This window comes from Micromonospora globbae (genome assembly GCF_036184225.1).
Lineage (GTDB): Bacteria > Actinomycetota > Actinomycetes > Mycobacteriales > Micromonosporaceae > Micromonospora > Micromonospora globbae.
The window spans coordinates 3,090,940-3,104,468 of sequence record NZ_CP108084.1; the positions used below are offsets into that span (position 1 = coordinate 3,090,940).

Sequence of the window (13,529 nt, forward strand, 5' to 3'; positions counted from 1 at the left end):
CCGCCGGACGGCTCACCGTCGGCGTCAGCAAAGGGCAATGCTACCCGCACGGACGGTGCCCTGCCGCTCCGCCGGACGGACCGGGCCGGGTCCGTCCGACGGTCGCCGGTGTCAAACGGTCAGCAGGGCATGGACCGGACGGGGCGCGAGCCGCTGCCGGCCGCCCAGGAAGCTCAGCTCCAGCAGCACCGTGAAGCCGGCGATCGTGCCGCCGGCCCGCTCGACGAGGTCCAGGGTGGCCGCCGCGGTGCCGCCGGTGGCGAGCACGTCGTCGACCACGAGCACCCGGTGGCCGGCGGTGAACGCGTCCTGGTGCACCTCCAGCGTCGCCTCGCCGTACTCCAGCTCGTAGGACGCCGCGTAGGCGGCGCGGGGCAGCTTGCCCGCCTTGCGGACCGGCACGACGCCGACCCCGGCGGCGTACGCGATCGCGGCCGCCACCACGAAGCCGCGCGCCTCGATGCCGACCACGGTGTCGAACGTGTCCCGCCCGTGGTACGCGACGATGCCGTCGATCACCTCGCGGAACGCCTCGCCGTCGGCGAAGAGCGGCATCAGGTCCTTGAACACCACCCCGGGCTTGGGGAAGTCGGGCACGTCCAGCACCCGGCTGGCCACCAGGCGGGCCGTGGCCTCGCCGCTGTCACCGCGCACCTCGGCGCTGTGGGTCTCCGTCACGGCAGCTCCCGTCTCCCTTCCGACGACGACGGCGTCCTGCGTGCTGCTCGCACAGCATGCAGGACGCCGTCAGGTCGTCTCCGACCGGGTCGGCCCCGGTCGACCGTCAGCGGCGCTTCCCGCCCGGCCGGTTCCCACCGCCGCCCGGACGCCCACCCCGGGTGCCGGTCGGCCGCTTGCCCGTGGGACGCGCGCCCACCTTCGGGGCGGCGCCGGCCAGCGCGGCGGCCTCCACGTCGGCGGGTTCGCGGCCGGCGGCCGGACGCGGGGTGCCCTTCGGGCTCAGCTCGCCACGGGCGATGGCGCCGCGCCGGGCCAGGACGCGCTTGGTGTGCGCCTGAATCCGCGGCTCGTAGTCCTTGAGCAGGGAGAGCACCGGCGTGGCGAAGAAGACCGACGAGCAGACCGCCACGAGCATGCCGACGAAGAGCACCAGGCCCAGGTCCTGCAGGGTGACCGCGCCGAGCGGGACGCCGATGAAGAGCAGGCCACCGACCGGCAGCAGCGCCACGAGGCTCGTGTTGATCGACCGCATGAGGGTCTGGTTGATGGCCAGGTTCGCGGCCTCGCCGTACGTCTGGTTGTTGTTCGCCGTGATGCCCCGGGTGTTCTCCTGGACCTTGTCGAACACCACGACGACGTCGTAGAGGGCGAAGCCCAGGATGGTGAGGAACCCGATGATCGTCGACGGCGTGACCTCGAACCCGACCAGCGAGTAGACGCCCGCCGTGAGGACGAGGTTGAGCAGCAGCGAGGAGACCGCGCCGACCGCCATCCGCCACTCGAACCGGATGATCAGGTAGAGCATCACCAGCGCGATGAAGATGACCAGACCGAGCAGTGCGCGCTCGGTGTACTGGCCGCCCCAGGCCGCGCTGACCTGGTTCGCGCTGATCTGGTCCTCGTCGAGGTTGAACTCCTGGGCCAGCTCGGCCTTCACGGCGTTCGCCTGGTCGGAGGTGAGCACGGCGGTGCGGAACTCGTAGAACTCGCCGCCGGCGCCGCCGACCCGCTGGGCCGACTCCACGGCGGCCCCGCCGGCCTCGTCACCGAGGATCGTGTTGACCCGGTCCTCGGTCTGGTTCAGCGTGCCGACGCTGGCCGGCACCTGGAACGAGTTGCCGCCCTCGAACTCGATGCCGAGGGTGAAGCCCCGGAAGGCGAAGCTCAGCACCGCGACGAGCACGAGCAGGCCGGCCACCGAGAACCAGAGCTTGCGCCTGCCGATGATGTTGAGACCGGCCTCGCCCCGGTAGAGGCGGGTGGCCAGACCGCTGCGGGCCATGTCAGGCCTCCTTCACACGGGACGGGCGGGTGGTGGCCTGCTCGGTCTCGGCCGAGTGCAGGATGCGGCCGAGGCCGCTGACCCGCGGCGAGAGGAACGCGCGCGTCCGCGCGAACATCGTCATGATCGGGTGTCGGAAGAGGAACACCACGACCAGGTCGAGCACCGTGGCGAGGCCGAGGGCGAAGGCGAAGCCCTTCACCGTGCCGACCGACACGATGTAGAGCACCACGGCCGCGAGGATCGAGATCGCGTTGGCCGAGATGATCGTACGGCGGGCACGCGCCCAGGCCCGCGGAACCGCGCTACGCGGGCTGCGGCCCTCCCGGATCTCGTCCTTCAACCGCTCGAAGTAGATGACGAACGAGTCGGCGGCCACACCGAGCGAGACGATGAAGCCCGCGATACCGGCGAGCGTCAGCGTGAACCCGATGGTCCGCCCGAGCACCACGAGCGCGCCGAAGACCAGCAGCGCGGAGAGCAGCAGGCTCAGGAAGATCACCGAGCCGAGCAGGCGGTAGTAGAAGAACGCGTAGATGATGACCAGCAGCATGCCGATGCCGGCCGCGAGCAGACCGGCCCGCAGGTGGCTGGCGCCCAGGGTGGCGGAGACGTTCTGCTGCTCCTGCGCCTCGAAGGTCGCCGGCAGCGCGCCGTAGCGGAGCTGGCTGGCCAGCGTGCTGGCGTCCTTCTGGGTGAAGCTGCCGGTGATCTGCGAGTCGCCGGTGAGGACGCCCTGGATCTCCGGCGAGGAGATGATCTCGTTGTCGAGCACGACGGCCACGCGGCACTTGCCGTCCGGGCCGAGGGCGGCGGCCTCGCAGGCGTTGCCGTCGTTGTTGAACGACTCGCGGGTCAGGTCGGTCCACTTCTTCTGGCCGTCGCCGGTGAAGTTCAGGCTGACCACCCAGCTGTTGGTCGTGTCGAGCACCGCGCTGGCGTCGTCGACGTCGGTGCCCAGCACCTTCGCCTTGTCGAGCAGGTACTTCGCGGCGCCACCCTCACAGGCCACGACCTGCTGGTTGGGGTCCGAGATCGAGGCCGGCGGCCGGTCGTCGAGCTGGGCGCAGCTGATCGTCGGCACGTTGAACTGCATGGTCGCCGGCAGGACGGCGACCTCCTGCGGGCTCAGCGTGCTGAACGGCTTGAGCTTCTCGGCCGTCGCCGGGTCGGAGAGATCCGCGGGAGCCTGCAGGCCGCTGGCGGCCGTCCAGGCGGCCGCCCCCACCTTCTGCTCGACGGCCTTGCGCTGCTCCTCGATGCTCGCGGGCACCGGCGCCTCGCTGGCGCTCGCCGAGGGCGAGGCGGACGCGCTCGCCGACGCGGACGGGCTCGGGGTGGCGCTGGCGCTGGCGCTCGGCGCCGGCGCCATGCCGCCCTGCCCGCCGGACGGGGAGGCGGTGGCCTTCGCGGAGGCGCTGGCGCTCGGCGAGGCGGTGGCGCTCGGCGACGCGCTGCCCGACGGGGCCGGGCTCGCGCTGGCCGACGGCGTCGGCGCCGGCGCGGGCACCGCACCGCTGCCGTCGGCGGCCTTGAGCACCTTGCGGAAGCGCAGCTCGGCCGGGCTGCCCACGTCGGTCAGGTCCCGGTTCTCACCGGGCAGGGAGATCACGATGTTCCGGTTGCCCTCGGTGACCACCTCGGCCTCGGCCACACCGAACGCGTTGACCCGGTTCTCGATGATCTGGCGGGCCTCTTCGAGGTTCTCCGCCGTCGGGGCCTGGCCGTTGACGGTGTTCTTCGCCTCGAGCGTCAGCCGCGTGCCGCCGATCAGGTCCAGGCCGAGCCGGGGCTCGAGCCGGTCCTTGAAGCTGCCGCTGGCGCCGCCAGAGAAGAACACCAGAAGGTAGAGGACGACGAAGATGCCCGCCAGCACGGCCAACTGCCGTCCGGGGCGCATCTGTCCCTGAGGTGGTGCCACGGCTGTCCTGTCTCCCTGTAACGGTCGCGCCGCCGCCCCCGCGGCGACGGTGTCGGCCGGGGTCGCCGGCCGACGGGTCCACCCGGGCCCGACGCGGGACGCGGCACCGCGCTCCCGCGGACGGCACGGGTGCGCCGACCGGTCACGGAGGTGTGCCGACGCCCGGCGTCGACCCGACTATCCAGTTGTTGCGTCGCGCCCGCTGTCCCGCGCGGGCCCGGCGCGTCCGCTGCCCCGCCCCGGCGGACGACCGTCGGGGTGGGCGGCGGGTCACTCCTTGACGGTGTCCGCGTCCTCGTTCGCCGGGGTGGCCGGAAGCTCGGCCCGGGTGACCACCCGGGCGATGGCCGGCCGTGCGTACCGGGTCTGCACGCCGGGGGCGACCTCGAGCAGGACGGTTTCGTCGTCCACGCCGGTGACCGTGCCGTAGAGCCCGCCGATCGTGACCACCTCGTCGCCCGGGGAGAGCGCGGCCTGCATGGCCTCGGCCTCCCGGCGACGCTTCTGCTGCGGGCGGATCATCATGAAGTACATGACACCGAAGAGCAGCACGATCATCAGGATCGGCGTCAGACTGCCGGCCCCGCCTGCCGATTGTGCGTAATGCACGCTGTTAGACCTTCCCATTGGCCCCACACCGGGCGCGGGCGCGCCGGAGCGGAGGCAGATTCTCACGTCCTGTACAGACCGCGGCGAGTCTAATCCCTGCACCTGGGAACGCCGAATGCGGCGCAGATCACGTTCGGATCACGGCTCATCGGGCGCGGTCGAGAACAGATCGGGCGCGGAAGGGTTATCGGCACCAAATGTACCATTCGGGGGCGTACGGCCGAGGTGCCGCCAGGCGGCTTCGGTCGCCACCCGCCCCCGGGGCGTACGGGCCAGCAGCCCGGCCCGGACCAGGAACGGCTCGCACACCTCCTCCACCGTGTCCGGCTGCTCCCCCACGGCCACGGCGAGCGTGGACAGGCCGACCGGGCCGCCCCGGAACGAGTCGACCAGCGCCGTGAGCACGGCCCGGTCCAGCCGGTCGAGGCCGAGCGCGTCCACGTCGTACACCGTGAGAGCCGCCCGGGCGGTCTCCCGGGTGACCACGCCGTCGGCCCGGACCTCGGCGAAGTCGCGGACCCGGCGCAGCAGCCGGTTGGCGATCCGCGGGGTGCCCCGGGACCGGCCGGCGATCTCCGCGGCGCCGTCGTCGGTGATCGGCACACCGAGGATCCGCGCCGAACGGTGCAGCAACGCCTCGAGATCCTGCGGCGAGTAGAAGTCCAGGTGGGCCACGAAACCGAACCGGTCCCGCATCGGGCCGGTCAGCAGGCCGGACCGGGTGGTCGCGCCCACCAGGGTGAACGGCTCCACGTCCAGCGGGATCGCCGTGGCGCCCGGGCCCTTGCCGACCACCACGTCGACGCGGAAGTCCTCCATGGCGCTGTAGAGGAGTTCCTCCGCCGGCCGGGCGATCCGGTGGATCTCGTCGATGAACAGGACGTCGCCCTCGGCGAGGCTGGTCAGGATGGCGGCCAGGTCACCGGACCGCTCGATGGCCGGGCCGCTGGTCACGCGGATGCCCGAGCCCAGCTCGGCGGCGACGATGTTGGCGAGGCTGGTCTTGCCCAGCCCGGGCGGCCCCGACAGGAGGATGTGGTCGGGCGGGCTGCCGCGCCGCATCGCGCCCTTCAGCAGCAGGTCGAGCTGGTCGCGGACCCGGTCCTGCGCGATGAAGTCGGCCAGCCGCTTCGGGCGCACGCTGGCCTCGGCGTCCCGGTCCTCCTCGTTGACGTACGCCGAGACGAGGCCGTCGCCGGTCATCGGGTGCGGCCCAGCAGCCGGATGGCCTGCTTGAGCAGCACCGGCACGGGCGGGGTCGGCCCGTCGACGGTCTCGGCGACCGCCGCCACGGCCTGGTCGGCCTGCGCGGCCGTCCACCCGAGCCCGACGAGCGCCTGGCGCACCTGGTCGGGCCAGGAGCCGCCGGTGACACCGGCCGCGCCGTCGGCGCCCACCGGCACCGGGCCGATCCGGTCGCGCAGCTCCAGCACCAGACGCTCGGCGCCCTTCTTGCCGATGCCGGGCACCCGGGTCAGCGCGGCCGTGTCGGCGTTGGCGATGGCCTTGCGCACCGCGTCGGGCGTGTGCACGGCCAGCACCGCCTGCGCCAGCCGCGGCCCCACCCCGCTGGCGGTCTGCAGCAGCTCGAACAGCTGCTTGGCGTCGTCGTCGGCGAACCCGTAGAGGGTGAGCGAATCCTCCCGGACGACCAGGCTGGTGGCCAGCCGGGCCGGCTGGCCGACCCGCAGCTCGGCCAGGGTGGACGGCGCGCAGTGCACCGCCAGGCCCACCCCACCGACCTCGATGACGGCCTGGTCGGGACCGGTCGCCGTCACCACGCCACGCACACTGGCGATCATCTGACTCCTCCTCGTCGGGCCCGGTCGGCCGCGGCGGCCAGCTTCGAACGCGTACCGCCGCGCCAGATGTGGCAGATGGCCAGGGCCAGCGCGTCCGCGGCGTCGGCCGGCCGGGGCGGCTCGGGGAGCCGCAGCAGCCGGGTGACCATGGCCGTCATCTGCGCCTTGTCGGCCTGACCCGAGCCGGTCACGGCCGCCTTCACCTCGCTCGGCGTGTACGTCTGCACGGGCAGCCCGGCGCGCGCCCCGGCGAGCACGGCGATCCCGCTGGCCTGGGCGGTGCCCATCACGGTGCGGACGTTGTGCTGGCTGAACACACGCTCCACCGCCACGCTCTCCGGCCGGTGCTCGGCCACCAGCTCGGTCAGCGAGCGGTCCAGGTGCAGCAGGCGGACCGGCAGCTCGTCGGCCGGGTCGGTGTAGACCACGTAGTACGCGACCAGGGTGCAGGCACGGCCGGGCACACCCTCGACCACGCCGACCCCACACCGGGTCAGCCCGGGGTCGATGCCGAGCACGCGCACGCCGCCTCCTCCCCCAACCGTCGGCAGTACGTGTGTTCGACACCCTACCGATGCCCGGTGACACCCTCCCCACGGGACACGCCGGGACGCCTCCGTCCACCGACATCGCCTCCCGCCGGCGGACCGGCCCGACGAAGTGCCGTGCTCCCACACACCCTGGGGGTCGAGTATGTGTCACCGCCCCATGTGCGCCCGGCCACACAGCTCGTAACTTTGTGCGCCATGACGGCAGAACCCGTGGCGGTCCCCCACGTCGTGAACGTCGACCTCACCGGTCGGACCGCCCTGGTCACCGGGGGTGGCGGTGGCATCGGCCGGGCCTGCGCCCTGCGGCTGGCGGCGGCCGGAGCGGCCGTCCTCGTGGTGGACCGCAACGTCGAGGCGGCCAAGGCGGTGGCCGCCGAGACCGGCGGCCGGGCCGAGGGCGTCGACCTGGCCGACGCCGAGGCGGTGGACCGGATCGACACGGACGTGGACATCGTGGTGAACAACGCCGGGTTGCAGCACGTCGCCGCGGTGCCGGACTTCCCCGCCGAACGGTTCGCCTACCTGCACCGGGTCATGGTGGAGGCGCCGTTCCTGATCATCCGGCGGGCACTGCCGCACATGTACGCCCGCGGCTGGGGCCGGATCGTCAACATCTCCTCGGTGCACGGGCTGCGCGCCTCGCCGTACAAGTCCGCGTACGTCTCCGCCAAGCACGCCCTCGAAGGGCTGTCGAAGGTGGTCGCCATGGAGGGCGCCGCGCACGGTGTCACCGCCAACTGCATCAACCCGGCGTACGTGCGCACCGCCCTCGTGGAGAGCCAGATCGCCGACCAGGCGGCGACCCACGGCATCGCGGAGTCCGAGGTCGTCGAGAAGATCATGCTGGCCCGCGCGGCCATCAAGCGGCTGATCGAGCCGGAGGAGGTCGCCGAGCTGATGGCGTACCTCTGCTCCCCGCCGGCGGACTTCATCACCGGCGCGTCGATCGCCCTCGACGGGGGCTGGACGGCGAGCTAGTGGCCCCGCGCACAATGGGCGTCGTGTCCTCGCCGGTGGAGTTCCTCGAACTGCTCGCCCGGGAGGCGGCCGCGGTCGAGTTCGAGGGGCCGCTCGTCGCCGCCCGCGCCGCCGGCCTCCCCGCCGACCAGCTCGCCGAGCTGGAACAGGCGAAGACGGTGGCGCTGCGGGTCCGCGCGCTGCTGGAACGCCGGCGCCGCCGGGAGATCGAGCTGTCCGGGCTGTACGACACGGCCAGCGACCTGGCGGGCCTGCGCGACCTGGACGACGTGCTGCGGGCCATCGTGCACCGGGCGCGGAACCTGCTCGGCGCCGACGTGGCGTACATGACCCTCAACGACGACGAGCGCGGCGACACGTACATGCGCGTCACCGACGGCTCCGTCTCCGCCCGCTTCCAACGGCTGCGGCTGCCGATGGGCGCCGGGCTCGGCGGGCTCGTGGCCCAGTCCGGCGCGCCGTACGTGACGGCGAACTACGCCGAGGACGAACGCTTCCACCACACCGGTGAGATCGACGCGGGCGTACGCGAGGAGGGGCTCGTCGCCATCCTCGGGGTGCCGCTGCGGCTCGGCTCCACGTCGATCGGCGTCCTCTACGCGGCCAACCGCTCCGCGCGGCCGTTCGCCCGCGAGGAGGTGGCCCTGCTGGTCTCGCTGGCCGCCCATGCGGCGGTGGCGATCGACACGGCGCGGCTGCTCACCGAGACCCGCTCGGCGCTGGCCGAGCTGTCGGCCGCCAACACCACGATCCGCGCCCACAGCAGCTCGGTGGAGCGGGCGGCGTCCGCCCACGACCGGATGACCGCCCTGGTGCTGCGGGGCGGCGGGGTGGAGGACGTGGCCGCCGCGGTGACCGACGTGCTCGGCGGGGCGCTGCTCGCGCTGGACGCCGAGGGGCGGTTGCTGGCCCGCGTCGGCGAGATAGAGGAGCCGGACCGGGCGGACATCGTCGAGGCGGTGGCCGCGTCCCGCACCGAGGGGCGCAGCGTGCGGCGGGGGTCGCTCTGGTACGCGGCCGTCGTGGCCGGCGCGGAGAACCTGGGCGCGCTGGTGCTGCGCCCCGACGAGGAGCTGGTCGACGCCGACCAGCGGATCCTGGAGCGGGCCGCCCTGGTGACGGCGCTGCTGCTGCTGTTCCGCCGTACGGTCGCCGAGGCGGAGGGGCGGGTACGCGGCGAGCTGCTCGACGACCTCATCGCCCGGCCGCTGCGCGACGCCGACGCCCTGCGCAGCCGCGCCCGCCGTCTCGGCGTGGACCTCGACGCACCGCACGTGCTCGTGGCGGTCGGCGACGACGCGATCGCCGCGACCGGCTCGGCCCGGCAGCGGGTGCTCTCCTGGGCCACCACGTACGCCTCGACCCGCGGCGGGCTCGCCGCGGCCCGCGACGGCCGCGTGGTGCTCATGCTCCCCGGCCAGGACGCCGGCGCCAGCGCCCGCGCGGTGGCCCGGGACCTGTCCCGGGTGACTGGCCGGCCGGTGACCGCCGGGGCGAGCGGCCCGTCGACCGGGCCCGCGTCGCTGGCGGTGGCGTTCCACGAGGCGAACCGCTGCCTCACGGCGCTCGGCGCGCTCGGCCGGGCCGGCGAGGGCGCCAGCACCGCCGAGCTGGGCTTCGTCGGGCTGCTGCTCGGCGCGGTCGGCGACGGCGGCGACCGGGACGTGGAGCGGTTCCTCACCACCACCGTCGGACCGGTGATCGACTACGACGCGCGGCGCGGTACCGCGCTGGTCCGGACGCTGGAGGCCTACTTCGGTGTGGGCGGCAGCCTGGCCCGCGCCGCCGAGCAGCTGCACGTGCACGTGAACACCGTGACGCAGCGGCTGGAGCGGGTCGGGCAGCTGCTCGGCGCCGACTGGCAGAAGCCCGAGCGGGCGCTGGAGGTACAGCTCGCGCTGCGCCTGCACCGCCTGCGCTCCCCCGCCCGCTGAGGGCCGCGACGGGCCGTCGCCGGGCTCGCCGCCGCCCCGCCGGGTCAGCCGGGCGCGGTCGGTCAGCGGGCCCGGATGCCCTCCAGGACCGCGTCGACCACTCGCTCCGGCAGCACCGTGTCGTCCAGTTCGGGATGCCAGCGCAGCACCCGCTGGATCAGCATCGGGCCGGTCAGCAACGCGAGGGCCAGCTCGATGTCGAGGTCGGCGCGAAGCTCGCCGGTGCGTACACCCCGGTGCAGCACCTCCCGCAGCCGCGCCCGCCGGGGCTCGATGACGCCCTGGTAGAGCTCGTAGCGGTCCCGCGTGCGGTTCACCTCGGGCAGCAGGCAGGGCATGATCTTCTCGGCGCGCGGGTCGGCGTTGCGGCCCACCGTGCCGAGGAGCAGCACCAGGTCGTCGCGGACGGAGCGGCCGGCCGGCTCCGGCGGAACGCCCTTGAGGATGCTCAGGGCGTCCCGCAGGAGGGCGTCCTTGCCCGGCCAGCGGCGGTAGATCGTCGCCTTGCCCACGCCGGCGCGGCTGGCGATCGCCTCGATCGAGAGCGCCTCGACGGTGGTGCCCTCGGCGAGCAGGTCGAGGGTGGCATCGATGATCGCCTCGTCGGCGCGGGTGCTCCGCGGCCGACCGGGCGACCGCGGAGCATCGGCGTGGGACGTCATGTCGGACATTGTCGCCGAACCTAAGCGGTGCCGGCCAACTCCGGCTCGGCCGTCGTGACCTCCCGCACCGAGGTGGTCGCCCGTCCCGGCAGCCAGCGCAGCGCCACGACGATGCCGAGCGCAGCGACCAGCGCGGACAGCGCCGCGGCCCAGTGCATGGCGGTGACGAAGGAGTCGTTGGCCGCCGCGAGCAGCTTCGGCGCCGCCGGCCCGAGCTGGCCGGCCACGGCGTACGCGCCGGAGATGGACTCGTTCGCCGTGTCCCGCGCTCCCGCCGGCAGGCCGGTCAGGGCCGACCCGACGTCGGAGCGGTAGACGGCCGAGAGCACCGAGCCGAGCACCGCCACGCCCAGCGCGCCCCCGACCTGCCGGATCGTGTTGCTGACCGCCGAGCCGACGCCGGCCTTCTCCCGGGGCAGCGCCGACATGATCGACTCCGTGGCCGGCGGCATGATGTTGGCCATGCCCACGCCCTGGATGAAGTAGAAGACCAGCACGATCCAGATCGGAGTCTGCGCGTCGACGAACGCGAACGCGCCGAGCGAGACCACGGTCAACGCCAGCCCGACCGCCGCCACCGCCTTGCCGCCGTACCGCCGGACCATCGCCGCGCTGCGCGGCGCGAAGATCAGCTGGGCGCCGGCGAACGGCAGGAAGAGCAGACCGGTCTCCAGCGGGCTGTAGCCGCGGACCAGTTGCAGGTAGAAGGAGCTGAAGAACAGCACGCCCATCGCCGCGAAGAAGATCAGGCCGACGATGGCCACCGGCGCGGCGAACTGCGGCACCTTGAACAGCCGGACGTCCAGCGACGGGTGGTCGCTGCGCCGCTCGACCGCCACGAACCAGGCCAGCACCGCCACGCCACCCACGATCGCCGCCCACACCACCGGGCGACCGAAACCGTGCTCGCCGCCGTCGATGATGCCGTACGTCAACGCGACGAGGCCGACCACCGACAGCACCACGCCGAACACATCGACACGGCCCGGGTTCGGGTCCCGCGACTCGGGCACCAGCAGGGCCACCAGGATCACGCCGAGCGCGACGACCGGCACGTTGATGAGGAAGACCGAACCCCACCAGTAGCGCTCCAGCAGCGCACCACCGAGGACCGGGCCGATCGCCACGGCCAGGCCCACGGCGCCGGCCCAGACGCCGATCGCGCGCCCCCGCTCGCGCGGGTCGAAGACGTTCGAGATGATCGAGAGCGTCACCGGCATGATCGCCGCGCCGCCGATGCCCATGAGGGCGCGGGCGCCGATCAGCTGGGCCGGGCTCTGGGCGTACGCCGACAGCAGCGACGACAGGCCGAACAGCACGAGGCCGATCAGCAGGAACCGCTTACGCCCGGCACGGTCGCCCAGCACGCCGAAGGTGAAGAGCAGTCCGGCGAAGACCAGGGTGTACGAGTTGATCGCCCACTCCAGCTCGCCCTGGCTGGCGCCCAGCCCGTGCACCGGGTCGGCGAGCGTACGCAGCGCGACGTTCAGGATCGTGTTGTCGAGGACGACCACGAGGAGGCTGATCACCAGCACTCCCAGGATCGCCCACCTCCTCGGGTGGCCCGTGTTGTCGCGGATCTCCATCTCCGTCATTCCCCCCGGTTCCCCGACCGTGAAATACGATACGGGTCAGACTCGAAACTTCGGTCAGCCTACGACCGCGATTAACGATACGGAACAGGTCCGTATCGTTTGTGTCCGCCGTCACGCCTCCGCCCGGGGGAGGCAGCAGCCACGGCCGAACGGGCGCCATGGGCTTTCGCGGGTCCACGGGGGTCGCGATGGCGCGAATCACGGGCGCCCCCCGCCCCGGTGATCATGAAGTTATTGCCCTCGTCGACGGCGTGCCGCGGCAATAACTTCATGATCGACGGGGCTGGTGGACAGGGCCGTGTGGGCGGGGGCTGGCCGAGGACCGCGCGGAACGCGCGGAACGCGCGGAACGCGCCTGCGGGCGGCCGGGTGATGTCGTAGACGACTCAGTTCTAAAGGAGCCGGACAGTGCCCACGGACCGCGCGGGCGAGCGATCGCCGGGTGTCCGGTTGTGGACGGTTTGGGGTGTCAGCCGGTGGCCCTCTGGGTGGTTTGGGGTGTGGTCGGTGGCACCCTGGGGCCGGAATCGTGGGCGGGCCGGGGTCGTTGAACACCCCTGACGGCCGAGGCAGCACGGCCCCCGGCCCCGGTGGCCCGCCGGCACAGGTGAGGTCCCGGGAATGATGGCCGGCCGCCGGTCGTTGAATCCCGATCCACGGCCCCGGTAGGGCGTCGCGTCACCCGGCCTCGCGCCGGGAATGACGGTCGGCCCCGGGTCGTTGGACACGGACCCGGCCCGGTGCGGCACCCCCGCCCACCACGCGCCGCGGAACCCCGAGACTTTCCCCCTTCGAGCGCACCCGTGTGCTCGTCCCCCGAGATCCACGCCCCGATCCCCCGAACGGGCGTGGACCTTCACCCCCGAGGAGCTTTCATCATGAACACGATCCTGCGTAAGAGCGTGCTCGGTATCGCTGGTCTGGCGTTCGCCGGTGGCGTGGTCGGTGGCCCGATCGCGGCCCACACCAACGAGCACCACGCGGTCGACGCGCGGCCGGTGGCGGTGCTGCAGGCGGACAAGCCGGGCGTGGACACGGCGAAGCTGATCCCGCACGGCACCCAGGGTGCGCAGTCGCGTATCGAGCTGAACGACGAGCAGACCGCGAACGTCAAGGCGATCATCGCGGCGACGAAGAAGTCCGGTATGGACGAGCGGGCGGCGGTCATCGCGATCGCGACGAGCCTGCAGGAGTCGAAGCTGGAGAACCTGGGCCACCTCGGTGACGCCAACGACCACGACTCGCTGGGCCTGTTCCAGCAGCGCCCGAGTTCGGGTTGGGGTACGCCGGAGCAGATCACCGATCCGGAGTACTCGACGATGGCGTTCCTCAAGGGTCTGAAGCAGGTCGACGGCTGGCAGGACATGCCCCTGACCGACGCCGCGCAGACGGTGCAGGTGTCGGCCTACCCGGACGCCTACGCCCAGTGGGAGCAGCAGGCCGCCGACCTGGTCGCCCAGCACTGGAACAGCTGACAACGACACGATGGCCGGCACCCAAGGTGCCGGCCATCG

At 72.9% G+C, this 13,529-nt stretch carries 12 protein-coding genes; 3 read left to right on the forward strand and 9 right to left on the reverse strand.

Going from position 1 to position 13,529, the window contains the following annotated elements:
- Window positions 1-111 precede the first annotated feature (111 nt).
- The 7 genes from OG994_RS13635 to ruvC all read right to left on the reverse strand — a co-directional run bounded on the left by OG994_RS13635 (window position 112) and on the right by ruvC (window position 6,819).
- Window positions 112-678, reverse strand: coding sequence for an adenine phosphoribosyltransferase (locus tag OG994_RS13635; RefSeq protein ID WP_120328701.1), 567 nt, complete (start codon window positions 676-678; stop codon window positions 112-114).
- A 106-nt stretch (window positions 679-784) separates the two neighbouring features.
- On the reverse strand, window positions 785-1,963 hold the full coding sequence (secF, locus tag OG994_RS13640; protein WP_328853465.1) for a protein translocase subunit SecF: 1,179 nt from the start codon (window positions 1,961-1,963) through the stop codon (window positions 785-787).
- A 1-nt stretch (window position 1,964) separates the two neighbouring features.
- Window positions 1,965-3,884, reverse strand: coding sequence for a protein translocase subunit SecD (secD, locus tag OG994_RS13645; RefSeq protein WP_192902139.1), 1,920 nt, complete (start codon window positions 3,882-3,884; stop codon window positions 1,965-1,967).
- Window positions 3,885-4,154: 270 nt separating this feature from the next.
- The gene (yajC, locus tag OG994_RS13650; protein ID WP_240032936.1) at window positions 4,155-4,493 is read right to left on the reverse strand and encodes a preprotein translocase subunit YajC; all 339 of its coding nucleotides are present in this window, start codon (window positions 4,491-4,493) and stop codon (window positions 4,155-4,157) included.
- A 138-nt stretch (window positions 4,494-4,631) separates the two neighbouring features.
- Window positions 4,632-5,696 (reverse strand): Holliday junction branch migration DNA helicase RuvB, encoded by a 1,065-nt coding sequence (gene ruvB / locus OG994_RS13655; RefSeq protein WP_120328705.1) that lies wholly within the window; start codon window positions 5,694-5,696, stop codon window positions 4,632-4,634.
- Window positions 5,693-6,295 carry a Holliday junction branch migration protein RuvA gene (gene ruvA / locus OG994_RS13660; protein WP_120328706.1) on the reverse strand — a complete coding sequence of 201 codons (603 nt, stop codon included), beginning with the start codon at window positions 6,293-6,295 and terminating at the stop codon, window positions 5,693-5,695. The genes ruvB and ruvA overlap by 4 nt, the downstream gene beginning before the upstream one ends.
- The gene (ruvC, locus tag OG994_RS13665) at window positions 6,292-6,819 is read right to left on the reverse strand and encodes a crossover junction endodeoxyribonuclease RuvC (RefSeq protein ID WP_120328707.1); all 528 of its coding nucleotides are present in this window, start codon (window positions 6,817-6,819) and stop codon (window positions 6,292-6,294) included. The genes ruvA and ruvC overlap by 4 nt, the downstream gene beginning before the upstream one ends.
- Window positions 6,820-7,041: 222 nt before the next feature.
- On the opposite strand from ruvC, the gene OG994_RS13670 reads away from it, so the two are divergent.
- Together OG994_RS13670 and OG994_RS13675 are read left to right on the forward strand one after the other, a co-directional pair.
- Window positions 7,042-7,824, forward strand: a complete 783-nt coding sequence (locus OG994_RS13670; protein WP_120328708.1) for a 3-hydroxybutyrate dehydrogenase — start codon at window positions 7,042-7,044, stop codon at window positions 7,822-7,824.
- Between the two features lie 14 nt (window positions 7,825-7,838).
- Window positions 7,839-9,758 carry a helix-turn-helix domain-containing protein gene (locus tag OG994_RS13675; RefSeq protein WP_120328709.1) on the forward strand — a complete coding sequence of 640 codons (1,920 nt, stop codon included), beginning with the start codon at window positions 7,839-7,841 and terminating at the stop codon, window positions 9,756-9,758.
- Between the two features lie 62 nt (window positions 9,759-9,820).
- Here OG994_RS13675 and OG994_RS13680 read toward each other — a convergent pair whose 3' ends face one another.
- Entirely contained in the window at window positions 9,821-10,429 is a 609-nt protein-coding gene (locus OG994_RS13680) for a TetR/AcrR family transcriptional regulator (RefSeq protein ID WP_120328710.1), read from the reverse strand.
- A gap of 11 nt (window positions 10,430-10,440) precedes the next feature.
- Window positions 10,441-12,006: an MFS transporter gene (locus tag OG994_RS13685; protein ID WP_328853718.1), complete on the reverse strand. Its 1,566-nt coding sequence runs from the start codon at window positions 12,004-12,006 to the stop codon at window positions 10,441-10,443.
- 887 nt (window positions 12,007-12,893) lie between these two features.
- Between OG994_RS13685 and OG994_RS13690 the strand changes: the two genes are divergently transcribed.
- On the forward strand, window positions 12,894-13,490 hold the full coding sequence (locus OG994_RS13690; RefSeq protein WP_328853466.1) for a hypothetical protein: 597 nt from the start codon (window positions 12,894-12,896) through the stop codon (window positions 13,488-13,490).
- Window positions 13,491-13,529 lie beyond the last annotated feature (39 nt).

Excerpts from the sequence above, each read along its gene's own strand:
- secF (WP_328853465.1), bottom strand. The coding sequence starts at position 1,963 with ATGGCCCGCAGCGGTCTGGCCACCCGCCTCTACCGGGGCGAGGCCGGT.
- ruvB (WP_120328705.1), bottom strand. The coding sequence starts at position 5,696 with ATGACCGGCGACGGCCTCGTCTCGGCGTACGTCAACGAGGAGGACCGG.
- ruvA (WP_120328706.1), bottom strand. The coding sequence starts at position 6,295 with ATGATCGCCAGTGTGCGTGGCGTGGTGACGGCGACCGGTCCCGACCAG.
- OG994_RS13670 (WP_120328708.1), top strand. The coding sequence starts at position 7,042 with ATGACGGCAGAACCCGTGGCGGTCCCCCACGTCGTGAACGTCGACCTC.
- OG994_RS13675 (WP_120328709.1), top strand. The coding sequence starts at position 7,839 with ATGGGCGTCGTGTCCTCGCCGGTGGAGTTCCTCGAACTGCTCGCCCGG.
- OG994_RS13680 (WP_120328710.1), bottom strand. The coding sequence starts at position 10,429 with ATGTCCGACATGACGTCCCACGCCGATGCTCCGCGGTCGCCCGGTCGG.
- OG994_RS13685 (WP_328853718.1), bottom strand. The coding sequence starts at position 12,006 with ATGGAGATCCGCGACAACACGGGCCACCCGAGGAGGTGGGCGATCCTG.
- OG994_RS13690 (WP_328853466.1), top strand. The coding sequence starts at position 12,894 with ATGAACACGATCCTGCGTAAGAGCGTGCTCGGTATCGCTGGTCTGGCG.